We start from the raw sequence: 21,126 nt of genomic DNA on the forward strand, positions 1-21,126 counted from the left end.
GCCCTTCGGAATTGTCTTGAGCGAACTGTAACAATCGGTACACATGACTCCAAGAAGAGGGGTCATGTATGTCGATCGAATCAAGGTTAGACGAAGCTTATATTCGTGCAGAATCCGAGGCAGCGCTTGCCATCTCGGCGAGACTTCCGAATGCATTGGTCGGTCGTCTTAGAAAATGGCGCTATGGTGCATATGGTTGGATATCGCCAGTCAATCTATTGATTACAGCGGCTTGGTATAAGTGGCTTAACCCCCAGCAAGACGTTTGCAAAATTTGGGCAACCGACCATAAAAGCAAGCCAATACCCGGCGGATTTGCGATAAGAAGCAACGATGAGGGCTATACCGTACCACTCGTATCGAAAACGAGAATCGCTGCAGGCTTTTGTTCACCGAACTCTGGCATGCAGGGGTCGAGGGCGTTGGAGAAAATGAGGGGTGCAGGTCGCATCGATCGGGACACGCCGATTGATCAATCCGTTTCGTTCGACATGCCCCTTTTTCAGAATATACTGAACGATATCAATCAGTGTTCGTCTGACGAGGCACTTGATGTACTATGCCTTCTGCTACGGATTGGTATTGAGATTAGAGAAGAACGTGAGGCTCAGAAGGCACTTTTGCTAGGAGCATCAGTGACCCAGTCGGCATCAATAGGTGATGTCCTTACTTTTGCACGCTCAATTTCCGACCCACAGTTTGTCCGTATTATTGCTGCCTTTTTCGCCTTCCCGTTCGTGTCAACGATCTTCGAGGACGCTTCCCTCGGCGGAATGGATGGAGCCAAGACCGCTGCAGACTCGCAGAGTAAGTCTCCAGGGGACTTTTGGTTTGCAACACCTAGCGGGCAGGTGATCGGGGCTGAGGTCAAGGATAAATCAAAGCAGATCGGATTTGAGATACTGCAGGCAATTGAGGCTAGGAAAGCAAACAACCCCAAGATGAGTCACTATCTTGCCATTAGTGCTGCACCATCCGCCGTGTCGGAGAAAAACTTGGCCGACCCCTTCTGGCGAAGAAACGTTGAAAGTCTTCGTAAGCAGCATGGAGTGAATGTTATCTGTCTGAGCCTCGATGAGCTTGCGGGACTGTTTGTACTCTCCGGCGGGTCGATGCAAGATTTTTTGGCACAAGTTACAACGCAGTTAACAACCACCATCGACTTAAAGCAAGACACGATAGCTTCATGGCAGGAAGAGTTTCTCGTTCAAGCTGTTTAACTGATAGTAACCTTGCCATCTGTTACGTTGACCCTAACATCACCAGTGCGATGCGTTCCCTTGTCACGCCAAACCGTGTAGGTGTTGGTTTTTGTGTAGAGCGAGAATGGGTAGCAGGGTTTGAAAAACCCCTCTTTTATGGCCCTGTTCGTTTCGTGCGTTCTGATGTCGTATCCAATAGAACGAAGGGTCTGAAGAGCCTCACTTGCTTGTTGGCTGTTATCAAAAAAGTCGGCGTATCTGTGTAGGGTCGAGAGGAATGAAAAATCGCTCATGCACAAGATAAGGTTTGCAATCTTTTCCTCAAGGCCCGCTCGACTTGATAGGTGTAGGATGTCCATGCCCAGCTGAAACTTTGGGTGCGGTTCGGTAAAGTGACCATACAATGGGAGTAAACCTTCATAGCTAGATGACATTTCAATAGCGTGATGGATAGCGTCCCAGAATATAGCGATATGATGAAGCTCTGACAGCGAAGCCTCTACAACAATTGTGTTGAAGTTACATCCTGCTGGGTTGGAGAACTTTAAGGTAGATGATACTTTGACTGACTCTAAAGAAGTCGTTGGAGCCATTGAGATGTGCCAAATGCCGGATTTAAGTGATCCATCTATTTGGTATGAACCCAGTGACGAGGAGACTTCTCGGTCAAAAGATAGATCTACGTCGTAAACTTTTGGTTCGGCGAACAAATCAAGTTGATCGGCCCCAACGAAGCTATCCTTCTTTGTCTTTCCCTTTGTACTGGCAGCCTTGACTGCCTTTCGCTTGGAGTGGTGGCTAGTATCAGATTCCTGTGACAAACTGACAAAAACGTCATTGGCTCCAAAGAACTGCAACTTTACAGCATCGGCAAGCTTTCTCCCCATTCGAGGGGCTACAGAGTTTCCGATCTGGCGGACTGCTTCAACCTTAGAAGATACAAATTGGTAGTCGTCTGGAAACCCCTGAATGCGCTTTAACTCTGGAATTGTGAGCTTTCTATTGTTCCAGTGGAATGGGCCGTCGTAGCGTCCCTGATGAGCAACTACCGTCTTTGACGGCTCGTTCTTCGGCAGTTTATAAAGGAAGCCAGAAAACTTAGATCGCCAGGCAAACAGAGGATTGGCGTGACCAAATTTTTCAGTGTAGTAGAGGTAATTCATTCCGGGCGGTATGTCATTTAGTAGGTGACCGTACTTCCCACCGTAAGGCGGGACGACTTCATCGGGACTATAGAAGTCTCCAATAGCCATCCAAGGGGTAACATACTCCTTCGAAGTATCTCCAGCAGGACCGTGCGTGGGACTTGGGAATAAGAATGAGTAAGCCAGATCATTCCTAACTCCCACCATGATCAAGCGCTCACGATGCTGCGGTGTGCCGAAGTCGGCAGCATCTAAAATTTTAAAGTTTACTGTATACCCTACGCTTTCGAAACTCTTCAGAATTATGTCCCAGTCTGAACTGTTGTTGGCTTGAAGAATACCTTTTACGTTCTCAAAAAGAAAACCCGCCGGTTTGAAGTATTCCAGGTACTTGCAATAATACCAGAAAAGTGAACCTCTTGTATCGTTGATACCATGCACGCCTCCTGCTCGACGACCCGCTGCAGAGAAACTCTGGCACGGAGGGCCGCCAATAATGAAGTCGATCTCCCCCACATCTAAAGACGCCGGTTCTGTGAGAGTGATGTCAGCGTTGAAGATTTTTGTCTCGGTGGAGACATATTTGCCGATGTTCAGGCCAAGTGTATCGCAAGATGGAGTGTCGATCTCTAAACATCCAATGATGTCAAAACCTGCTTCGTGAAACCCCAAGTCTAGTCCGCCTGCGCCGGAAAAGAGAGACAGCGTACGTATTGACCTCATCAGGAGCTCCGGCTTCGTGCTTGCTTTGTTCCCTCTGTACACTGCTATTGGGCGCTTTGAAACCCTCCTCGATTGGTGGGGTCGCTTGGAATCGTCCCGTGTGGTCCAGGTGGAAGTACGTCTTGGGTTTACAACTGTTTATAACTTTCATTCACACCACCGACGTCGGGAGATGCTGACTTAAGTCGTTGTATTTTTTGAATTTTTTGGCTCCGGCGGTAGGGATCGAACCTACGACCAATTGATTAACAGTCAACTGCTCTACCGCTGAGCTACGCCGGAACACGGTGGCCGTATAGCAAGCCCTCTTGGGGGCGTAAAGGGGCAAAAGCCGGGAAAACTCGTCCAGGGTCACAGGCGTTGATACAAGGCGTTGTGATCAAGGGACGGTGAAGCAAGAACCATATTTTTTGAGGCCAGATCAATGAGATGGGCCAGAACGTTGCGCTCTGCGGCGGGCAGGAGGCGGGCAGGGGTGTCCTGATAGATCTGTCGCGTCAGGTCGGGAATTGTTGCGGGCGCTGTGGCCAGTCTTTCCAGGATCGCTGCCTCGCGCATCAGGCGGTGGGCCACAAGTTCGGCAAGCCGGGTGGGCGGGTCTTCGATACTTGCGCCATGGCCGGGCAGGAACCGGCGCCAGCGCCCAGACTGCAACCCTTGCAGCGAGGCCATGTAGGCACCCATGTCCCCATCCGGCGGCGCGACGAGGGTTGTTGACCACCCCATGACTTGATCCCCGGAAAACAGGGTATCTCCGAGAGACAGACACAGGTGGCCGCCCAGGTGGCCGGGCGTGTGGATCGCGGCAAGATCCCAGTCCGGTCCGGCGATGCTATCTCCGTCGCGCAGCTGGCGGTCGGGGGCGAAGCTGAGGTCGAGGCCTTCACCCGACGGTGGCAATCCCTCGGCCAGTCGTTCCATCAGGGGGCTGCGCCCCTCTGTCGCTGTGCCGTAGGCAAGGATCTCGGCCCCGGTGGCCTTGGCAAGCCTGGGAGCCAGTTCCGAATGGTCGCGGTGGGCATGGGTCACGATGATCTGGGTGATTCGTTCGCCGGGGCCGAGACCGGACAGGATGGCGTCCAGATGCGCGGGCAGGTCGGGACCGGGATCGATGACGGCGACCTCGCGGCTGCCGACCAGATAGGTGTTGGTCCCCGTCCCGGTCAGGGGCGACGGGTTTGCGGCGGTCAGGCAGCGCACACGGGGCGCAGATCCGGTCATCGGACTCCCCTGGTGCATGGGCTTTTCAACGGAGGGGCCGGGAGATAGTATTCCGGCTGATGTCGGTGTTTCAACGTATCTTTCCCCGCAGTCTCTATGCGCGCGCGGCGCTTATTCTGATCGTGCCGGTGGTTGCGATCCAGCTTGTCGTGTCCACGGCCTTCATCCAGCGCCACTATGAAGGCGTGACCCGACAGATGACGCAAGGGGTCGCCATAGATCTGGGGTTCCTTCTGGCGGAAATCGACGCTGCCGGATCGCTTTCCGAGGCGCAGGACCGTGTACCGGAACTGGCCGATGCGCTTGCCGTCACCGTGACGCTGCCTGCCGGGCCGACGGCACCGCGGCAAGACCGGGCGACAGCGCTGGATCTTTCCGGCCGGGTTATCATCGAGACATTGCACGCGCAGTTGCCCGCACTTGTTGCTGCAGATGTCTCAGACCCGGAGCGGATCGTGTACCTGCTTTTCGACAGTCGTTATGGGGCTGTGCAGGCGCAACTCAGCCGCAGGCGGATGTCCGCCAGCAATCCGCATCAGCTTCTGGTGCTGATGATCTTCACCTCGATCCTGATGACGATCATTGCCTATATCTTTCTGCGCAACCAGTTGCGGCCCATCACGAAGCTGGCGCAGGCGGCCGAGGATTTCGGGAAAGGACGTCCGGTGTCCTACCGGCCGCGCGGGGCGCTGGAGGTGCGGGCAGCCGGGCGGGCCTTTCTGGACATGCGTGCAAGGATCGACCGGCAAATCGAACAACGCACATTGATGCTGTCCGGTGTCAGTCACGATCTGCGCACGCCATTGACCCGGCTGCGGCTGGGCCTTTCCCTTTTGCCCGAAGATGCAGAAGTGGCCGCGCTGCAAAAGGATGTGGCCGAGATGGAGCGGATGGTGGACGAGTTTCTGGCATTCGTGCGTGGCGATGCGATGGAGGGGTCAGAGCCGACGGACGTGGTCGCGTTGGTCGAGGGGATCGTGTCAAGGTCCGGGCCATCTGTGCGCCTGACAGGGGTTCTGGGTGCGGCGGAACCAGTGCAGGTGCGTCCGCAGGCGGTCACGCGGGCCGTTGAAAACCTGGTGGAGAACGCCCGGCGCTTTGGAGACATGATTGAAATCCGGGTGGACTATCAGGATAGCAGCCTGCGCATTGTCGTCGAAGACAACGGGCCGGGCATTCCCGAAGGGCAGCGGGAGGAAGCCTTGCGCCCCTTTACCCGGCTTGACGTGTCGCGCGATCCGAACCGGGGCGGTGGGGTCGGTCTGGGGCTGTCCATCGCGTCGGATATCGCACTGAGCCATGGGGGCGCGCTGCGTCTTTCAAAAAGCGAGAGGCTGGGCGGCCTTCGCGCCGAACTGGTGATCGCGCGCTGAGAGCTACTTTGACGCGCCGACCACAAGGATCCAGTGGAGCTTGGCATCCGGTGCCGGGCTGACTGCAATTCCGATCCCAACTTCCCTGGCTTTGCGCAAGAGAATATTGTCACGGTGTTTGGGCGAATTCATCCACCACTGGACGGCCCGCGCGCCCGAGGCAAAGCCGCGCCCGGTATTTTCAGCCGCAGCCCGAAACGCATATCCAGCCCGGCGCAACCGGTTCTTCAACGTGCCGCCATCTGAGGAAACATGGCTGATCGACTTGCGCGCGGCATTGTCGCAAGCATGGCCCTGCGCCGCCTTGTCCAGTTTTGCCGACAGGCGCAGCGGCGATAGGCCGTTCGCCCGGCGTTCCGCATTCAGGTGGGATAGCAGTTCCTGCTGCATGGCCCCCGCGCCGGCCGGAATCGTGCAGGCAAGGCCCGGCGTGGCGAGGCCGATTGCAACGCACAGCGGAATAGCCAGATTGAAGAGGCGATAGGTCATGCAACTCTCCTGTCGAAGCACGTGGTCAGAAGTAGAGAGTCAGTTGGGCCTTAACTTGACTCAAACGTGCAAAAATCATGAACAGGCCAAAAATCTGACCAAATCTGAGTAGGGCCTTGTCCGGAGACGGGCAAGACAAGCGATCAAGTGATCGGCGGCAGCCCGCGCAAACGTGACTTCCCTTGGCCGGCTAGGCCTGAGAAACTGGGTGCTGCTGCGGGGGTATGATGCTGGACGGATTGATGCGTGGGGTGATCGATGCCCCCTTGAACCGTGGCGGGCGTTGGCTTGCCGCACGGGGGGCTTCGGCGGATGCAGTGACGCTTGCCGGACTTGCGCTGGGGCTTGGCGCAGCGGGGCTTCTGGCCTCCGGGTTGTCTGGCCTGCTTGTGGCGCTGCCGCTTCTGGCAAGCCGGTTGGCCGATGGGCTGGACGGGGCGGTCGCTCGGGCCGGGGGCAAGACCGACTTTGGCGGCTATCTGGATATCGTCTGCGATTTCGTCTTCTACGCCGCGATTCCTCTGGCTTTCGTGCTGCGCGATCCGACCGGCAATGGGGCTGCCGGGGCTTTCCTTCTCCTAAGTTTTTACGTCAACGGCGCGACCTTTCTGGGCTACGCGATCCTTGCCGCAAAGCGCGGGATGGAGACGACAGGCCGGGGCGAAAAGTCGCTCTACTTCACCGCCGGGCTTCTGGAGGGGACCGAAACCATCCTGTTCTTCCTGGTGATCGTGCTGTGGCCCGCAAGCTTCGCGCCTGCCGCATGGGTCTTTGGTGGTCTTTGCCTTGTCACCGCGCTTGCCCGGGTGCTTCTGGCGCGCCGGGTGTTTCGCTAAGGCATCACCGCTTCACGAAAGCGGAAGAAACCATGCGTTGCGTGGGGCCATGCGTCACGGTCATGCGGGCGGAGGATGCGGTCAACGGCAATGCCGCGCAGTGCCGCCATGGCTTCCAGATCGGCCAGCACATCAGAGATCGGGCCAGTCGGGGCATAGGGCGTGACGATCCGCGTCAGCCCATCGGTTTCAGCCTGATCAAGAATGGCCCTTGTCGCCTCGGGCCGGTAAACCGGTGCCGAGGCGGCGTTCAGCCGGGACAGGGCATCTGCGATGGCGCCACTCGTGAAGTCATGCACCCGGCCAGCCACCGGCAACGCAGACCGGCCCATGACATGACTGAGGACCGCAACGCTGCTTGGGCGCAGGCCCTGATCCAGCAAAAACTCCGACGAAAGGTCTTCTTCGGTCACCAGCAAAAGGGACGGCGCCGTCAGGTTCAGCCTGTCTCCGACCGGGGCGGCGCGTGGGGCAGGGTGAGGCCGCATCGGCAAGACCGGGGCGTCGGCTGCAAGCCCTTCCGGCCTGAATCGGCCTTCGGTGTTGCGGGCGATGTTGTCGGCGGTAGCAAGGTAGGTCTTGCCGGGCGTGTGCAGACCGCCAACCCAGCGCCAGCCGAGCGTGTTCGAGGCCGGATCACCATCGATCAGATGGCGGAGGAAAAAGTCCGCCCCCAATTCCCAAGGCAGGCGCAAGGTGAATATCCAGATCGAGGCGAACCACATCCGCGCGTGGTTGTGCATGTAGCCCGTCGCCACCAGCTCACGCGCCCAATCATCGAAGCCGTCAATCCCGGTATCGCCCAGCATCGCAGCCTCAGCCCGGGCGGCAAGGCCCGGTTCCACCGCGAGCCGATTCCCTGCGGCGGTCAGACCCTGCCGGTAGTCGTCCCAGATACCGGGGCGCAGCTCCAGCCAGCCTTTCCAGTAGGTCCGCCACCAGACTTCGGCCAAGAACTTCTCGGCACCATGGGGGTGGGCCTCCAGCGTGGCCCTGATCACCTCTGCTTCGGTCAGCAGGCGATGGCGCAGCCATGGTGAAAGGCCCGACACATGCGGATTCCCCGGCAGATCAAGATTGCGCTTTGCCGCATAGTCCCGGCCGGCTTTCGGCAGGAAAGCTGCAAGCCGGTCACGTCCGGCGGCCTTGGTTGGCACAATATCCGTCATGGTTTGGGTCTATGCCGGCCCACCCATGTTTCAAGTCCGGCGAGACAGCCTGACGCAGCGCCGAATGACCGGCTTGGGAAATCAACCGGCCCGCCCTTGCAGCCCCCGTCCCGCCCAACTAAGACTCTGGCAATACTCCGGCGATATTCCCTTTGGGCAGACAGAGGCAGGCACCGATGCGCGATCCCGTTGACCACTACATGAACACCCTTGTCCCCATGGTCGTCGAACAGACGAGCCGGGGCGAACGCGCCTATGACATCTTCAGCCGCTTGCTGAAGGAACGGATCATCTTTCTGGGTGGCCCGGTGCATGATGGGATGTCCAGCCTGATCTGCGCCCAGCTTCTGTTTCTTGAGTCGGAAAACCCGACCAAGGAAATCAGCATGTACATCAACAGCCCCGGTGGCGTGGTCACCAGCGGTCTGTCGATCTATGACACCATGCAATACATCCGCCCCAAGGTCTCGACCCTGGTGATCGGGCAGGCGGCCTCCATGGGGTCGCTGCTCTTGACTGCGGGTGAAAAGGGCATGCGGTTCAGCCTGCCGAACAGCCGGGTGATGGTTCACCAGCCTTCGGGCGGCTATCAGGGACAGGCGACGGACATCATGATCCACGCCCGCGAAACCGAAAAACTGAAGCGCCGGTTGAACGAAATTTACGTTCGCCACACCGGCAACGACTATGACACGGTCGAAGCCGCGCTGGAGCGGGACAATTTCATGTCTGCCGAAGATGCGAAGGAATGGGGCCTGATCGACCAGATCCTTGAAAGCCGTGGCAAGGCCGACGATACGGCAACGTAAACACACTGTCCTCCGCTTGGTGTTCTGGCGGGGGATTTTCGGATTGTGGTGATCTTGGGCTTGGCCTAGACTTTCCAGCCAGAACCAGGGCGGCGCGACCGGTATAATAGTAGCGACAGCGTCAAGAGGACTGCGGATGGCGAACAATTCCGGTAGCGACAGCAAGAACACGCTTTATTGTTCGTTCTGCGGCAAAAGCCAGCATGAGGTTCGAAAGCTGATTGCCGGGCCTACGGTGTTCATTTGCGACGAATGCGTCGAGCTGTGCATGGACATCATCCGCGAGGAGACGAAGACCACCGGTCTGAAATCCTCGGACGGGGTGCCGACCCCGCGGGAAATCTGCAAGGTGCTGGACGACTATGTGATCGGTCAGATCCACGCCAAGCGGGTTCTGTCTGTAGCGGTCCACAACCATTACAAGCGGCTGAACCATTCATCGAAGACCGATATCGAGCTTTCGAAATCGAACATCCTGCTGATCGGCCCGACCGGCTGCGGCAAGACGCTTCTGGCGCAGACCCTCGCGCGGATTCTGGATGTACCGTTCACGATGGCCGATGCCACCACGCTGACCGAAGCCGGCTATGTTGGCGAGGATGTGGAGAACATCATCCTCAAGCTGTTGCAGGCATCCGAATACAACGTCGAACGGGCGCAGCGCGGGATCGTCTATATCGACGAAGTCGACAAGATCACGCGGAAATCGGACAATCCCTCGATCACCCGCGACGTCTCGGGCGAGGGTGTGCAGCAGGCGCTTCTGAAGATCATGGAAGGCACGGTCGCCAGCGTTCCGCCGCAGGGTGGCCGCAAGCATCCGCAGCAGGAATTCCTGCAAGTCGATACGACGAACATCCTCTTCATCTGCGGCGGTGCCTTTGCCGGTCTGGAAAAGATCATCGCGCAACGCAACAAGGGGTCAGGCATCGGCTTTGGCGCCGATGTGAAGGGGCCGGAAGAACGCTCGGTTGGAGAGTTGTTCAAGGAACTGGAACCGGAAGACCTGCTGAAATTCGGACTGATCCCGGAATTCGTCGGCCGTCTGCCGGTGATCGCCACACTGACCGACCTGGACGAGGCGGCGCTGGTCACCATCCTGACCGAGCCGAAGAATGCGCTGGTCAAGCAATATCAGCGCCTGTTCGAGATCGAAGGCGTCAAGCTGACCTTCACCCCGGACGCCCTCACGGCCATCGCCAAGCGCGCGATCAAGCGCAAGACCGGCGCGCGGGGCCTGCGTTCGATCATGGAAGATATCCTTCTGGATACCATGTTCGAGCTGCCGGGCATGGATGGGGTCGAGGAAGTCGTGGTCAAGGATGAGGCCGTGACGTCGGGCGCAAAGCCGATGCTGGTCTACACCGAGACCAAGAAGAAAGAACCCGTAAAGGCCTGAGTGCTTGACTGCAAGGCCATGATCGGGGCAGGCCTTGGGCCTGCCCTTTTTCATGGTCGTTGCATCAGGTTGACCCTGATCTGGTTGTCGCCGGATTGCCGCGCATCTGCGGCTTGGTGCTGGACCTTGGCGGGTGTTTCGGCCATATGAGGGAAAAGCAGAGCGGAGCCTTGCGCATGTATTTCCTCAAGCGAATGTTGACCTGGTGGAACAGCCAGACTCTTGGCACCCAGATCTTCACGTCTCGCAAGGGTGTGAAGGTTGGCAAGGATGACGCCGGAAACGTCTTCTACCAGACCCGTGACGGCAAGCGCCGCTGGGTGATCTTCAATGGCGAGATGGAAGCGTCTCGCGTCTCGCCCGACTGGCACGGCTGGCTGCACCACACCTGGGACGAACCGCCCTCGAAAGCCCCGCTGAAGCACAAGGCCTGGGAAAAGCCGCATCAGGAGAACCTGACCGGCACGCAGCTGGCTTATGCGCCGCCCGGATCGATCCGCCGTGCCGATCCGGTGGAACGGCGGGACTATGAGGCTTGGCAGCCCGAGTGATGGCCGAATCGCGCGCAGAAATCCTTACCGGGGTGGCAGTCTTGGCGCTGGCTATCGGCTTTGTTGCCTATGCGGCGCAGGGAACCGGCTTGCTGCGGGCGCCGGACAGTTACCCGTTGACCGCAAGCTTCCGGTCGATCGAGGGGATAACCACCGGTTCGGACGTTCGGCTTGCCGGGGTGAAGGTTGGCACCGTCACTGAACTCAACCTGAACCCTGACACCTTCTTTGCGGATGCCGGGATCAGCATGCGAAGGGATGTTCTGCTGCCGGTGGATTCCACGATTCTGGTTTCTTCCGAAGGGCTTCTGGGCGGAAGCTTCATTGAAATCCTGCCCGGTGGCGCGTTGGAGAATCTTGAACCCGGCGACGAGATCGAGGATACTCAGGGCGCTGTCAGCCTGATCACACTCCTGCTGAAATTCGTCGGCGGCGGTGACGCAGAGCCGGCAGAGACCACAGATCCATGAAGCAGGTCTGCCTTGCCCTTTTCGTTGCGCTGGCCAGCCCGGCGCTTGCGCAAGAGTTTGTGGAGTCTGACGGCGCAACGTTGCGGTTCCTTGACAGGCTGACCAGCGAAACCGGCGATGTCATCCTTAGCCGCGGACAGGCGGCAAGATTTGGGGGGCTTGTCGTGCGGTTGGATAGTTGCCGTTACCCCGCCGATAATCCGACCTCGGATGCCAGCGCCCATCTGACGGTGATTTCCGCCGCCGGCGAAACGGAGCTGTTTAACGGCTGGATGCTTGCCTCTTCGCCCGCCTTGTCGGCGCTGGACCACCCACGCTATGATGTCTGGGTTCTGGACTGCGTGTTGCCCGAGGCAGCAGATGACGCGACGTCCGACGCGGAGGGCGAATAACCCAGCGGGGCAAAGCTGGCAGGTTGGGCAAGGGCTTCGGCCAGTCGGCGGTGATAGGCAGCCCGGGGAATTTCGACCGCCCCCAGACTTGCCAGATGTGGCGTCAGGAACTGAGTGTCAAACAGCGCGAAACCCCCGGCACGAAGCCGGTGGACAGTGAAGGCCAGCGCAATCTTTGACGCATCGGTCACACGTGAAAACATGCTTTCGCCAAAGAACGCGCCACCAAGCGTGACCCCGTAGACGCCCCCGACCAGATCCTCACCGGCACGCACTTCGATGCTATGGGCAAAACCGCGACGATGAATTTGGCCATAAAGCATTTGTATACGGTGACTTATCCAGGTTTCTTCACGTTCCGCACAAGCGGAAACCACTGCGTCGAAATTACGGTCGACCGTGACGGTCAGGGAGGTCTGCCGCAGCGTGCGGGCCAGCGAGCGGGAGATATGGAAACCGTCAAGCGGCATGATTCCGCGGCGGCGCGGATCGACCCAGTGGATCTCCGGGTCGTCGCGCCCTTCTGCCATGGGGAAAATTCCCATGGCATAGGCCTGCAACAGGGTTTCTGGCTCCAACGCGTCGGCCACCTACAAAATCCTTCAAAGGATTTTGCAAAAGTCTTCGAAAACTTTTGCGGCGAAGCGCCGATCCGTGGCGCCTCGGTCTTGCTTTACTGGCCGAATTGGACCGCCAGCCACTTTTCCAGCCAGTGAATGTTGTAGTCACCGGCCTGAATGTCTGGCTCGGCCAGCAGCATGTGAAACAGCGGCACGGACGAATCGACCCCGTCGATGATCAACTCGCCCAAGGCGCGTTTCAGGCGGGCCATAGCCTCGGGCCGGTCGCGGCCGTGGACGATCAGCTTGCCGATCAGGCTGTCATAATAGGGCGGGATCGAATAGCCGCCGTAAAGGGCTGAATCCATCCGCACGCCAAGACCGCCCGGCGCGTGGAAGGTGCGCACCTTGCCGGGGCAGGGCGCGAAGTTCGGCAGTTTTTCAGCGTTGATCCGGACCTCGATCGCGTGGCCGTTGATCTCCAGCTCTCCTTGCGTGAAGGACATGCCCATTCCGGCCGCGACGCGGATCTGTTCGCGCACAAGATCGACGCCGAAGATGTATTCCGTGACCGGGTGTTCGACCTGAAGCCGAGTGTTCATCTCGATGAAGTAGAACTTGCCGTCTTCATAGAGAAACTCGACCGTGCCAGCGCCGATGTAGTTGATCTTGGCCACGGCCTCGGCGCAGATCTTGCCGATTTCCGCCCGCATCTTTGGGGTGATGGCGGGGCCGGGGGCTTCTTCGAACACCTTCTGGTGGCGGCGCTGCAAGGAACAGTCGCGTTCCCCCAGATGCACGGCGTTGCCCTTGCCGTCACCAAAGACCTGAATCTCGATGTGCCGGGGCTTTTGCAGGTATTTCTCGATATAGACTTCATCGTTCCCGAAAGCGTTCTTCGCCTCGGACCGCGCGGTGCGGAAGGCCATCTCCAGTTCGGTCGCGTTCTGGGCGACCTTCATCCCGCGTCCGCCGCCGCCTGCGGTGGCCTTGATGATCACCGGAAAGCCGATCTCCTCGGCCGCCTTCATCGCGATCTCGAAATCCGCGACCCCGCCTTCCGATCCCGGAACGACCGGAATCCCCAAGGCCTTGGCGGTTTCCTTGGCGGTGATCTTGTCGCCCATGATGCGGATATGTTCGGCGGATGGGCCGATGAAGGTCAGCCCGTGATCTTCCAGAGCCTGCGCGAAGCTGGCGTTTTCCGACAGGAAGCCATAGCCCGGATGCACGGCCTGTGCGCCGGTGATTTCACAAGCCGAGATGATCGCGGCCTTGTTCAGGTAGCTTTCCGAACTGGGGGCGGGGCCGATGCAGATGCTTTCATCGGCCATGCGAACATGCATCGCATCGGTATCGGCGGTTGAATGCACGGCGACCGACTTGATCCCCATTTCGCGGCAGGCGCGGATCACGCGAAGGGCGATTTCGCCCCGGTTGGCGATCAGGATTTTCTCGAACATGGGCTTACTCGATGATCATCAGCGGCGCGCCGTATTCGACGGGCGAGCCATCCTCGACCAGAATCCGCTTCACCACCCCGGATTTCGGCGCCGGAATGTGGTTCATCGTCTTCATTGCCTCGATGATCAGAACGGTCTGGCCCGCGCTGACCGTCGCACCGACCGTCACGAAGGCCGCTGAACCCGGCTCTGGCGACAGGTAGATCGTGCCAACCATGGGCGATGTGACTGCGCCGGGGTGCTGGGCGGGGTCTTCCGGGGCGGCAGGGGCTGCGGCGGCAGCGGCTGTGGCGGGTGCTTGATGCACAACCGGGGCAGGGGCAGCGGCGGCAACTGTCACGACATTGGCCTGCTTGACCACGCGGACTTCAAGGCTGTCATCCTCGCCATACTCGCGCTTGACCGAAAGCTCGGTCAGGTCATTCCTGTTCAGAAGTTCGGCCAGTGCCGAAATGAAGGCCACATCCGTTTCGGTCGTCTGCTTGCTCATGCCGTCCTCTGTTTCTGGTCGGAGCCCGTCACAGGCCCGCGCAGGGGGGCGTGTCCCCCGCAATCTGATGTGGAGCGCTTATACGCGAGGGGGACGGGGCTGAAAAGCGCCGAAAGTTGCGCCGTAAAAAGCGGCATATCGGGGCATGATGCGGCTTTGGCGCTTCTTTTTGCGTCTGGCAGAAAATTTACCGTTTGATAAAAAATTTGACCTGTGCCAGCCTTCGGGAAACGAACAAGGGGAGGACATAGGTCCGATGACGAACAGCCCGCTGACGCCCGGCATTGTTCCGGGTCGCCTGCCAGCCGCAGCCTACGCCGCAAATTTTGCCGACCACACGCCGCCGCTTGACGGGCATGAGGCGCGGGTCGCGGCGGACCGTTGCTATTTCTGCCACGATGCGCCCTGCATTACCGCTTGCCCGACGGCCATCGACATCCCCCTGTTCATTCGCCAGATCGCCACCGGCACGCCCGAAGCGGCGGCGACGACGATCTGGACCCAGAACATCCTTGGCGGCATGTGCGCCCGGGTCTGCCCCACCGAAACCCTGTGTGAAGAGGCATGCGTTCGCGAAGCCGCCGAAGGCAAGCCGGTGGAGATCGGCCAGCTTCAGCGCTTTGCCACCGATGTGGCGATGGCCAAGGGGCTCCATCCGTTTGAGCGGGCCGCAGCGACGGGCAAGCGTGTGGCTGTGGTCGGGGCGGGGCCTGCCGGTCTGGCATGTGCGCACCGTCTGGCAATGCATGGCCATGATGTCGTGGTGCTTGAACGCCGCGCCAAGGCCGGGGGCCTGAACGAATACGGTATCGCCAGCTACAAGGCGGCGGGAGGATTCGCGCAAAAGGAGGTGGACTGGCTTTTGTCCATCGGCGGGATCGAGATCAGGACCGGCGTTGAACTTGGCCGCGATGTGACGCTGGACCAGCTCAAAGCCGACTATGACGCGGTGTTTCTTGGCATCGGTCTGGCCGGGGTGAACGCGCTTCGGGCGGCGGGGGAAGACCTGCCCGGCGTGCGCGATGCGGTCGATTTCATTGCCGAGTTGCGCCAGACGGCGGACCTTTCGACCCTGCCCGTTGGCCGGGATGTGGTGGTGATTGGTGGCGGTATGACAGCGGTCGATGCCGCGGTGCAGTCCAAGCTCCTTGGCGCCGAGAACGTCACCATTGTCTACCGTCGTGGCCGCGAGAAGATGAGCGCTTCGGGCCATGAACAGGATCATGCTGTTCAATCCGGCGTGCGGATCATCCACAATGCTGCCCCGGCTAAGGTGATTGGTGACGGACATGCAACAGCGGTTGAATTTGCCTATACGCAGGACGGACCAAATGGCCTGACCCTGTCGTCCGAGACTTTTACGCTGAAGGCCGATCAGGTGTTCAAGGCCATTGGCCAGACCCTGACCGGCGCGCCGGACGGGCTTGCGGTGTCGGGCGGCAAGCTGGCCGGACCTTCGGCAAAGGTCTGGGTCGGCGGCGACTGTGCGGCGGGGGGCGAAGATCTTACCGTCACAGCTGTCGCCGAAGGTCGGGACGCTGCCGAAGCGATCCACGCAGCGCTTTCGGGGCGGTGATGCGACCGCTTTTCCCTTGCCTGACCGCGGCTTTCCAGCCAAAGCGCTGCAAGGCAGGGAGCAGGCATGGACGGCTGGATCAACACCTTCATCGCGTTCATCGAACGCAATCAGGAGTGGCTGCCCCTGATCATGGTGGTCTTCGCCGCGGCCGAGACGACGGCCTTTCTGTCGATCCTGATCCCGTCAACCGCCGTCTTGGTCGCTGTCGGCGCGCTGGCGGCCACCGGGGCGGTGCCGTTCTGGCCGCTTTGGGCCGGGGCGACCGTGGGTGCCATGATCGGGTCCAGCTTCAGCTACTGGCTGGGCTGGCGCTATGGCAGCACGGTTCTGACCATGCGGCCGCTGAAGGACCACCCCGAGATGGTGGCAAAGACCCGCGCCGCCTTTACCCGCTATGGCCCTGTAACAATCGTCATCGGCCACTTCGCCACGGTCTTGCGGCCGGTCGTCTTTCTGATGGCGGGGATGAGCGGGATGACGCTGGCCCGCTTTGCCTTCTGGAACACGATAGGCTGTGTGTCCTGGGCCTATCTGATTCCGAAGCTGGGCCAGTTCGGCGGCGATCTCCTCGGCTGGCTCTGGTCGCTGTTCTGACCGCTCGCGCGGTCTTTGCTCCTCGTGGGCGTATCGCCAGTCCTGCATTCCCCACACCACATCCCGCATTCCGCAAGGAGGCTTGTCATGGCTAACCTTTCCGCCGATTTCATCGGCATCAAATCCCCCAACCCGTTCTGGCTGGCCTCGGCCCCGCCGACAGACAAGAAATACAACGTCGAGCGGGCATTCGAGGCCGGCTGGGGTGGCGTCGTGTGGAAAACGCTTGGCTCCGAGGGGCCACCGGTCGTGAACGTCAACGGGCCGCGCTATGGCGCGATCTGGGGTGCTGACCGCCGACTTCTGGGGTTGAACAACATCGAGTTGATTACCGACCGCCCGCTGGCCGTGAACCTTCAGGAGATCAAGGAGGTCAAGCGCAAATGGCGCGACCGGGCCTTGGTCATCAGCCTGATGGTGCCTTGCGATGAGGATTCGTGGAAAGACATCCTGCACCGGATCGAGGATACCGAGGCCGACGGGGTGGAACTGAACTTCGGCTGCCCGCATGGGATGGCCGAACGCGGCATGGGCTCTGCCGTGGGGCAGGTGCCAGAATATATCGAGATGGTTACGCGCTGGGTCAAGAAGCACAGCCGCATGCCCTGCATCGTGAAGCTGACCCCGAACATCAGTGATATCCGCAAACCGGCCGAGGCGGCAAAACGCGGCGGGGCGGATGCGGTCAGCCTGATCAACACCATCAACTCGATCACCAGCGTCAACCTTGACAGCTTTTCTCCCGAGCCGATGATCGATGGCAAAGGCACCCATGGCGGCTATTGCGGCCCGGCGGTCAAGCCGATTGCGATGAACATGGTGGCCGAAATTGCGCGATCTGCCGAAACGCGCGGCCTGCCGATTTCCGGCATCGGTGGCATCACCACCTGGCGCGACGCGGCGGAATTCATGGCGCTGGGTGCAGGCAATGTGCAGGTCTGCACCGCCGCCATGACCTATGGGTTCAAGATCGTGCAGGAGATGATTTCCGGCCTGTCGCAGTATCTGGATGAAAAAGAGATCGGGCTTTCCGATCTGGTTGGCCGCGCGGTTCCGAACGTCACCGACTGGCAGTATCTGAACCTGAACTACGTCGCAAAAGCGCATATCAATCAGGATGACTGCATCAAATGCGGCCGGTGCTATGCTGCGTGTGAGGATACCAGCCATCAGGCCATCTCGATGTCGCCTGAGCGTGTGTTCGAAGTGATGGATGACGAATGTGTCGCCTGCAACCTGTGCGTGAACGTTTGCCCGGTGGACAATTGCATCACCATGGTGCCGATGGCCAAAGGGACGGTTGATCCTCGCACGGGGGCGACTGTTGGCGACTATGCCAACTGGACCACGCACCCTAACAACCCCAGCGTCCAGGCGGCGGAATAAGGCAGGCTGGCAGATTGCCTGTGGCCTGCGATACCCGAGGTCTGCTCAGCTGTCCCGCTACAGGCCGGGCAGCGGCAAGGGGCTGACACCCGCAGCGATGCTGGCGCGGATGTAAGCCGCGCGTGCAGCTTCGGCCTTGGCGGCCGCAGCGCCCTCTGTCCTGTCTTGTGCGGCGAGAAAGTGTGTTTCACCGCCCGGTGGCTTGGCGGCAGCTTCAGGAACTGCATCCAGCAGCACCGGGGCCGTGACCGGCTGAGAGATCGGAGCGGCCGGTCCCTGCGGTTGACGGGCGCCGCCCCGCATGTCGGCCGCGCCGGACTGGTGTGCCACATCACCCACCGGTAGTTGCGCGCGGATCGCGGGTATCAGTCCCATAGCATGCATCCCTTCTGCCGGACGCCCCCCATGCACTCATAGCCCGATCACGGCGCGCGCAGCACCCGAATGATGCCTAAAATGCGAAAGGTCAGGGGGCCAGTAGCCGGGTGAACAGCGTTTCAAGGAAGGCGCCAGCTTCGGCAAACGGGTCATGCCCGGGGCCAAGAACCGCGCGGACCTGCACGTCAAAATCGGCGTAATGCTGGGTCAGCGCCCAGATCGAGAAGATCAGGTGCATCGGGTCCACCCGGGCAATGCGGCCTTCATCCATCCAGCGCCGCAATATTGCGGACTTTTCTGCCACCAGATCGTGCAGATCACCCTCGATCGCCTCACGCATCCGTGGTGCGCCTTGCAGGATCTCATTGGCGAAAAGCCTGCTTTCGCGCGGAAAATCGCGCGCCAGATCCAGCTTGCGGCGGACATATCCCATGATCTCGACCAAGGGGTCACCCGCCGGGTCCATCGCGCGCAAGGGATCAAGCCAGGTGTCCAGCAGCCCCGTCAGCAAGACCTTGTGGACCGCCTCTTTCGAGGGGAAATAGTAAAGTAGGTTCGGCTTCGACAGCCCCGCCACCTCGGCAATCTGGTCCAGAGTCGCCCCCCGGAACCCGTGCAGCGAAAACACCTCCAGCGCCGCGTCGAGGATCATCTCGCGGTTCTTTTGCTGGATACGGGACCGGGGTTGGGCGGCAGGGGGCATGGGGATTGACGACCGGGATTCAGGGGCGGGAGGCTGACTGTCGAAAGCCCATGGATAGCTTGCCCGGCAACACCCCGTCAAATCATTCGCCCCGGTCCCCCGACGTTACGCCTGCCACGATGGCCGCCGCCAGGGCCCGGCCACGCGGTGGGATGCGCGCCACTGGACCGGGCTACTGCACCATCTGCATTATGCCCCACGGCACCACAGTGACCATCGCCCCGATGATGAGGATGGAACGCTTGAGGCCCTGAAACATGTTTGCTCTCCCTGAGTTTTCTGTTCGGGGAAATATGCCTTGACCGTCACCCGGCAAGAGGTGTGCGATGAACCGACGCAGCCGGGCGGTATCCGCGATGCATCGGACTTGCGTCACCTGTTCCAGGTTCGTGCAGCGACCCGAATGCCGGCGGCAATGCCTCATGCAAGAACCACAGGCAAATGATTGCGACCTGCGGCTGAAGATAACCGCCGACAGGCCCGATCACCGCGCCGGACCGGGCGAACAGAACGTCATTGAACGCGGTGACGCGGTGATTTCCTGTCTGGGCCGAGCCGCACCGGCAGCCCGCTACGGGCAGGGCGCGATGCGGTAAGTGCCGTCAGAAAGCTTGTAGGCACATTCATCGGTGACGTTGTTGCGGGCCACCATCGAGCCTACCGCAGCGCCGGCCAATGCGGCAACGATGGTCCATTCCTTGTTCGCGTCCAGAAGATCTGCTGTCAGGATCCCTGCCGCCGCTCCGGTCAGACCACCAGCCACAACCTGCTGGTCAGGAGTCATGGTGTCACACCCCGCCAACCCCAACGCCGAGGCCGCGATCGCAACAATCAGAATTCTGTGCATGGCTTTCTCCTTTGATCCGGACAGCATGTCCTTCAGAAGCCATGTTCGTCAGCGGCATGGGTTGGCAGCATTGACGGGGGTCAATTGTGCCATCCTTTCCGCTAACGGCCCGAAGTGCGGCCGGTGTTTGAAACCCGTTGCCGGAACCTGCGAATAGATGGTGGAGATCTGTCAAGGGTGATGTGTGACCCTATCCGGCCAGCAGCACGCGGATGCCCCGGACCACCAGCTTGTGATCTTCCACCTGCGGCAGGCCCGAGACGGTCGCCACCGCAACCACGCACCCGCCCTTCACCCGGATCGGCACCGCGCCGCCATGATCGGCATGGTCCGAGGTATCCAGCCCGTGTTTGGCAAGGCTTTCACCCTTGGCGCGGTGGCGTGTGCCGACCAAGAGCGAGGCCTCATGAAACTTCAGCGCCGTGTTGGATTTCCGCAGCGCCCACAGATCGTTCAGAGGAGCCGATCCGGGCAGGCCGGCATGGAAAAGCGTGCGGTCAGACGTGCGGATGTCAATCACCACCGGCAAGCCGTCGGCCAGCGCCAGATCGACCAGCACCTGGCCCAACCGCAGCGCCACCATCTCGTCGAACCGCGGCAGCACCAGTGTGGCGGCCTCGGCCTCAAGCTCTGCAATTTCCATCATCGTCCCCTATATCGCCCCGATCCCGCGCAGGACCAGTTCCTTGACGCTGGCCTTGGCCTCTTGCCACTGGCGGTCTGACAGCGGTTTTCCATCGTTGAGCGTCTGGATCTGATGGCCGAAATCCGCGTAATGCTGGGTGGTGGCCCACAGCATGTAAAGCAGGTGCCGGGGGTTGACCGGGCGCATCTTGCCTTCGTCGATCCAGCGCTGGATCGCCTTGATCCTGCCTTCTGTCCAGTCGCGCAGCGTGGTTTCCAGATAGTCCTGAATCACCGGAGCGCCGTGCATCACCTCGGAGGCCCAGACCTTTGATCCATGCGGGTGGGTGCGCGAGATATCCATCTTGGCGTCGATATAGCCGCCGATGCCTTCCACCGGGCCGGGCGCATCGTCAAAGAGCATCGCGGCGTCCAGCCAGATCTCGAAGATCTGCTGAACGACCTTGCGGTAAAGGTCTTCCTTGGTGGCGAAATAATAGTGGAGGTTTGCCTTCGGCAGCCCGGCCATATCCGCGATCAGCTGCATCGTGGCCCCGCCGAACCCCGCCTCGGCAAAGACCTTTTCTGCGGCGTCCAGGATCACCCGCTCGTTCTCGCGCCGGATATCCGTGCGACGGCCCGGCTTGATGCGTGAAATCTGGGCGTCTGCGGTCATGCGGGCCTGTCACATTCTTGTTGACCGGTTGGTCAGGTTGTGGTGCG

The 21,126-nt window shown here is 60.1% G+C and carries 24 protein-coding genes and 1 tRNA gene; 12 read left to right on the top strand and 13 right to left on the bottom strand.

Annotated elements, in window-relative coordinates; translation table 11 throughout:
• Nucleotides 1-68: 68 nt before the first annotated feature.
• Complete coding sequence (locus tag QUV21_RS03160) at nt 69-1,220, top strand: hypothetical protein (RefSeq protein WP_300853089.1); 1,152 nt, start codon at nt 69-71, stop codon at nt 1,218-1,220.
• Here the strand turns inward: QUV21_RS03160 and QUV21_RS03165 are convergent.
• From QUV21_RS03165 to QUV21_RS03175, 3 genes are all read right to left on the bottom strand, one after another.
• Entirely contained in the window at nt 1,217-3,070 is a 1,854-nt protein-coding gene (locus QUV21_RS03165) for a DNA cytosine methyltransferase (protein WP_300853090.1), read from the bottom strand. The genes QUV21_RS03160 and QUV21_RS03165 overlap by 4 nt on opposite strands.
• Before the next feature lie 207 nt (nt 3,071-3,277).
• Nucleotides 3,278-3,352: transfer RNA gene (locus tag QUV21_RS03170), tRNA-Asn, on the bottom strand.
• 69 nt (nt 3,353-3,421) lie between these two features.
• Nucleotides 3,422-4,291 carry an MBL fold metallo-hydrolase gene (locus QUV21_RS03175; protein WP_300853091.1) on the bottom strand — a complete coding sequence of 290 codons (870 nt, stop codon included), beginning with the start codon at nt 4,289-4,291 and terminating at the stop codon, nt 3,422-3,424.
• A gap of 59 nt (nt 4,292-4,350) precedes the next feature.
• Here QUV21_RS03175 and QUV21_RS03180 point away from each other — a divergent pair, with 59 nt between their 5' ends.
• On the top strand, nt 4,351-5,664 hold the full coding sequence (locus QUV21_RS03180; protein ID WP_300853092.1) for an ATP-binding protein: 1,314 nt from the start codon (nt 4,351-4,353) through the stop codon (nt 5,662-5,664).
• Between the two features lie 3 nt (nt 5,665-5,667).
• Here QUV21_RS03180 and QUV21_RS03185 read toward each other — a convergent pair whose 3' ends face one another.
• Complete coding sequence (locus tag QUV21_RS03185; RefSeq protein ID WP_300853093.1) at nt 5,668-6,153, bottom strand: CAP domain-containing protein; 486 nt, start codon at nt 6,151-6,153, stop codon at nt 5,668-5,670.
• Between the two features lie 227 nt (nt 6,154-6,380).
• Here QUV21_RS03185 and QUV21_RS03190 point away from each other — a divergent pair, with 227 nt between their 5' ends.
• A complete protein-coding gene (locus QUV21_RS03190) occupies nt 6,381-6,989 on the top strand; it encodes a CDP-alcohol phosphatidyltransferase family protein (protein ID WP_300853094.1) in 609 nt (202 codons plus the stop codon).
• On the opposite strand, the gene QUV21_RS03195 is transcribed toward QUV21_RS03190, so the two are convergent.
• Nucleotides 6,986-8,158: an FAD-binding domain-containing protein gene (locus QUV21_RS03195; protein ID WP_300853095.1), complete on the bottom strand. Its 1,173-nt coding sequence runs from the start codon at nt 8,156-8,158 to the stop codon at nt 6,986-6,988. The two genes, QUV21_RS03190 and QUV21_RS03195, sit on opposite strands and share 4 nt — an antisense overlap.
• Before the next feature lie 176 nt (nt 8,159-8,334).
• Between QUV21_RS03195 and QUV21_RS03200 the strand changes: the two genes are divergently transcribed.
• The 5 genes from QUV21_RS03200 to QUV21_RS03220 all read left to right on the top strand — a co-directional run bounded on the left by QUV21_RS03200 (nt 8,335) and on the right by QUV21_RS03220 (nt 11,779).
• Entirely contained in the window at nt 8,335-8,967 is a 633-nt protein-coding gene (locus tag QUV21_RS03200; protein WP_300853096.1) for an ATP-dependent Clp protease proteolytic subunit, read from the top strand.
• Between the two features lie 136 nt (nt 8,968-9,103).
• Nucleotides 9,104-10,366, top strand: a complete 1,263-nt coding sequence (gene clpX / locus QUV21_RS03205) for an ATP-dependent Clp protease ATP-binding subunit ClpX (RefSeq protein ID WP_300853097.1) — start codon at nt 9,104-9,106, stop codon at nt 10,364-10,366.
• A 176-nt stretch (nt 10,367-10,542) separates the two neighbouring features.
• Nucleotides 10,543-10,917 (top strand): NADH:ubiquinone oxidoreductase subunit NDUFA12, encoded by a 375-nt coding sequence (locus QUV21_RS03210; protein ID WP_300853098.1) that lies wholly within the window; start codon nt 10,543-10,545, stop codon nt 10,915-10,917.
• The gene (gene mlaD / locus QUV21_RS03215; RefSeq protein WP_300853099.1) at nt 10,917-11,387 is read left to right on the top strand and encodes an outer membrane lipid asymmetry maintenance protein MlaD; all 471 of its coding nucleotides are present in this window, start codon (nt 10,917-10,919) and stop codon (nt 11,385-11,387) included. Before QUV21_RS03210 ends, mlaD begins: the two co-directional genes overlap by 1 nt.
• Entirely contained in the window at nt 11,384-11,779 is a 396-nt protein-coding gene (locus tag QUV21_RS03220; RefSeq protein ID WP_300853100.1) for a DUF2155 domain-containing protein, read from the top strand. The genes mlaD and QUV21_RS03220 overlap by 4 nt, the downstream gene beginning before the upstream one ends.
• On the opposite strand, the gene aat is transcribed toward QUV21_RS03220, so the two are convergent.
• The 3 genes from aat to accB all read right to left on the bottom strand — a co-directional run bounded on the left by aat (nt 11,704) and on the right by accB (nt 14,292).
• Nucleotides 11,704-12,369, bottom strand: a complete 666-nt coding sequence (gene aat, locus QUV21_RS03225; protein ID WP_300853101.1) for a leucyl/phenylalanyl-tRNA--protein transferase — start codon at nt 12,367-12,369, stop codon at nt 11,704-11,706. The genes QUV21_RS03220 and aat overlap by 76 nt on opposite strands.
• Before the next feature lie 83 nt (nt 12,370-12,452).
• Nucleotides 12,453-13,802 carry an acetyl-CoA carboxylase biotin carboxylase subunit gene (gene accC / locus QUV21_RS03230; RefSeq protein WP_300853102.1) on the bottom strand — a complete coding sequence of 450 codons (1,350 nt, stop codon included), beginning with the start codon at nt 13,800-13,802 and terminating at the stop codon, nt 12,453-12,455.
• 4 nt (nt 13,803-13,806) lie between these two features.
• Nucleotides 13,807-14,292: an acetyl-CoA carboxylase biotin carboxyl carrier protein gene (gene accB / locus QUV21_RS03235; RefSeq protein ID WP_300853103.1), complete on the bottom strand. Its 486-nt coding sequence runs from the start codon at nt 14,290-14,292 to the stop codon at nt 13,807-13,809.
• Nucleotides 14,293-14,548: 256 nt separating this feature from the next.
• Between accB and QUV21_RS03240 the strand changes: the two genes are divergently transcribed.
• The 3 genes from QUV21_RS03240 (at nt 14,549) to preA (ending at nt 17,851) form a co-directional block, all read left to right on the top strand.
• Nucleotides 14,549-15,868 (top strand): NAD(P)-dependent oxidoreductase, encoded by a 1,320-nt coding sequence (locus tag QUV21_RS03240; protein WP_300853104.1) that lies wholly within the window; start codon nt 14,549-14,551, stop codon nt 15,866-15,868.
• Nucleotides 15,869-15,934: 66 nt separating this feature from the next.
• Nucleotides 15,935-16,465: a DedA family protein gene (locus QUV21_RS03245; RefSeq protein WP_300853105.1), complete on the top strand. Its 531-nt coding sequence runs from the start codon at nt 15,935-15,937 to the stop codon at nt 16,463-16,465.
• A gap of 87 nt (nt 16,466-16,552) precedes the next feature.
• Nucleotides 16,553-17,851, top strand: a complete 1,299-nt coding sequence (gene preA, locus QUV21_RS03250) for an NAD-dependent dihydropyrimidine dehydrogenase subunit PreA (protein WP_300853106.1) — start codon at nt 16,553-16,555, stop codon at nt 17,849-17,851.
• Nucleotides 17,852-17,908: 57 nt separating this feature from the next.
• Here preA and QUV21_RS03255 read toward each other — a convergent pair whose 3' ends face one another.
• Nucleotides 17,909-18,226 carry a hypothetical protein gene (locus tag QUV21_RS03255; RefSeq protein ID WP_300853107.1) on the bottom strand — a complete coding sequence of 106 codons (318 nt, stop codon included), beginning with the start codon at nt 18,224-18,226 and terminating at the stop codon, nt 17,909-17,911.
• Nucleotides 18,227-18,317: 91 nt separating this feature from the next.
• The gene (locus tag QUV21_RS03260) at nt 18,318-18,881 is read right to left on the bottom strand and encodes a TetR family transcriptional regulator C-terminal domain-containing protein (RefSeq protein ID WP_300853108.1); all 564 of its coding nucleotides are present in this window, start codon (nt 18,879-18,881) and stop codon (nt 18,318-18,320) included.
• Nucleotides 18,882-19,354: 473 nt separating this feature from the next.
• Between QUV21_RS03260 and QUV21_RS03265 the strand changes: the two genes are divergently transcribed.
• Nucleotides 19,355-19,528 carry a hypothetical protein gene (locus QUV21_RS03265; protein WP_300853109.1) on the top strand — a complete coding sequence of 58 codons (174 nt, stop codon included), beginning with the start codon at nt 19,355-19,357 and terminating at the stop codon, nt 19,526-19,528.
• Here the strand turns inward: QUV21_RS03265 and QUV21_RS03270 are convergent.
• The 3 genes from QUV21_RS03270 to QUV21_RS03280 all read right to left on the bottom strand — a co-directional run bounded on the left by QUV21_RS03270 (nt 19,504) and on the right by QUV21_RS03280 (nt 21,079).
• Nucleotides 19,504-19,779 carry a glucose-6-phosphate isomerase gene (locus tag QUV21_RS03270; RefSeq protein WP_300853110.1) on the bottom strand — a complete coding sequence of 92 codons (276 nt, stop codon included), beginning with the start codon at nt 19,777-19,779 and terminating at the stop codon, nt 19,504-19,506. The genes QUV21_RS03265 and QUV21_RS03270 overlap by 25 nt on opposite strands.
• A gap of 190 nt (nt 19,780-19,969) precedes the next feature.
• Nucleotides 19,970-20,422: a heme-binding protein gene (locus QUV21_RS03275; RefSeq protein ID WP_300853111.1), complete on the bottom strand. Its 453-nt coding sequence runs from the start codon at nt 20,420-20,422 to the stop codon at nt 19,970-19,972.
• Between the two features lie 9 nt (nt 20,423-20,431).
• Entirely contained in the window at nt 20,432-21,079 is a 648-nt protein-coding gene (locus tag QUV21_RS03280; RefSeq protein WP_300853112.1) for a TetR/AcrR family transcriptional regulator, read from the bottom strand.
• Between the last annotated feature and the right edge of the window lie 47 nt (nt 21,080-21,126).

The sequence above is a fragment of the Tabrizicola sp. genome (assembly GCF_030373185.1).
Taxonomy (GTDB): domain Bacteria; phylum Pseudomonadota; class Alphaproteobacteria; order Rhodobacterales; family Rhodobacteraceae; genus Tabrizicola.

Bases quoted from the DNA above. Each gene is read 5' to 3' on its own strand.
- QUV21_RS03160 (WP_300853089.1), top strand. From the start codon at position 69: ATGTCGATCGAATCAAGGTTAGACGAAGCTTATATTCGTGCAGAATCC.
- QUV21_RS03165 (WP_300853090.1), bottom strand. From the start codon at position 3,070: ATGAGGTCAATACGTACGCTGTCTCTCTTTTCCGGCGCAGGCGGACTA.
- QUV21_RS03175 (WP_300853091.1), bottom strand. From the start codon at position 4,291: ATGACCGGATCTGCGCCCCGTGTGCGCTGCCTGACCGCCGCAAACCCG.
- QUV21_RS03180 (WP_300853092.1), top strand. From the start codon at position 4,351: ATGTCGGTGTTTCAACGTATCTTTCCCCGCAGTCTCTATGCGCGCGCG.
- QUV21_RS03185 (WP_300853093.1), bottom strand. From the start codon at position 6,153: ATGACCTATCGCCTCTTCAATCTGGCTATTCCGCTGTGCGTTGCAATC.
- QUV21_RS03190 (WP_300853094.1), top strand. From the start codon at position 6,381: ATGCTGGACGGATTGATGCGTGGGGTGATCGATGCCCCCTTGAACCGT.
- QUV21_RS03195 (WP_300853095.1), bottom strand. From the start codon at position 8,158: ATGACGGATATTGTGCCAACCAAGGCCGCCGGACGTGACCGGCTTGCA.
- QUV21_RS03200 (WP_300853096.1), top strand. From the start codon at position 8,335: ATGCGCGATCCCGTTGACCACTACATGAACACCCTTGTCCCCATGGTC.
- clpX (WP_300853097.1), top strand. From the start codon at position 9,104: ATGGCGAACAATTCCGGTAGCGACAGCAAGAACACGCTTTATTGTTCG.
- QUV21_RS03210 (WP_300853098.1), top strand. From the start codon at position 10,543: ATGTATTTCCTCAAGCGAATGTTGACCTGGTGGAACAGCCAGACTCTT.
- mlaD (WP_300853099.1), top strand. From the start codon at position 10,917: ATGGCCGAATCGCGCGCAGAAATCCTTACCGGGGTGGCAGTCTTGGCG.
- QUV21_RS03220 (WP_300853100.1), top strand. From the start codon at position 11,384: ATGAAGCAGGTCTGCCTTGCCCTTTTCGTTGCGCTGGCCAGCCCGGCG.
- accC (WP_300853102.1), bottom strand. From the start codon at position 13,802: ATGTTCGAGAAAATCCTGATCGCCAACCGGGGCGAAATCGCCCTTCGC.
- accB (WP_300853103.1), bottom strand. From the start codon at position 14,292: ATGAGCAAGCAGACGACCGAAACGGATGTGGCCTTCATTTCGGCACTG.
- QUV21_RS03240 (WP_300853104.1), top strand. From the start codon at position 14,549: ATGACGAACAGCCCGCTGACGCCCGGCATTGTTCCGGGTCGCCTGCCA.
- QUV21_RS03245 (WP_300853105.1), top strand. From the start codon at position 15,935: ATGGACGGCTGGATCAACACCTTCATCGCGTTCATCGAACGCAATCAG.
- preA (WP_300853106.1), top strand. From the start codon at position 16,553: ATGGCTAACCTTTCCGCCGATTTCATCGGCATCAAATCCCCCAACCCG.
- QUV21_RS03255 (WP_300853107.1), bottom strand. From the start codon at position 18,226: ATGGGACTGATACCCGCGATCCGCGCGCAACTACCGGTGGGTGATGTG.
- QUV21_RS03260 (WP_300853108.1), bottom strand. From the start codon at position 18,881: ATGATCCTCGACGCGGCGCTGGAGGTGTTTTCGCTGCACGGGTTCCGG.
- QUV21_RS03265 (WP_300853109.1), top strand. From the start codon at position 19,355: ATGCAAGAACCACAGGCAAATGATTGCGACCTGCGGCTGAAGATAACC.
- QUV21_RS03270 (WP_300853110.1), bottom strand. From the start codon at position 19,779: ATGCACAGAATTCTGATTGTTGCGATCGCGGCCTCGGCGTTGGGGTTG.
- QUV21_RS03275 (WP_300853111.1), bottom strand. From the start codon at position 20,422: ATGGAAATTGCAGAGCTTGAGGCCGAGGCCGCCACACTGGTGCTGCCG.
- QUV21_RS03280 (WP_300853112.1), bottom strand. From the start codon at position 21,079: ATGACCGCAGACGCCCAGATTTCACGCATCAAGCCGGGCCGTCGCACG.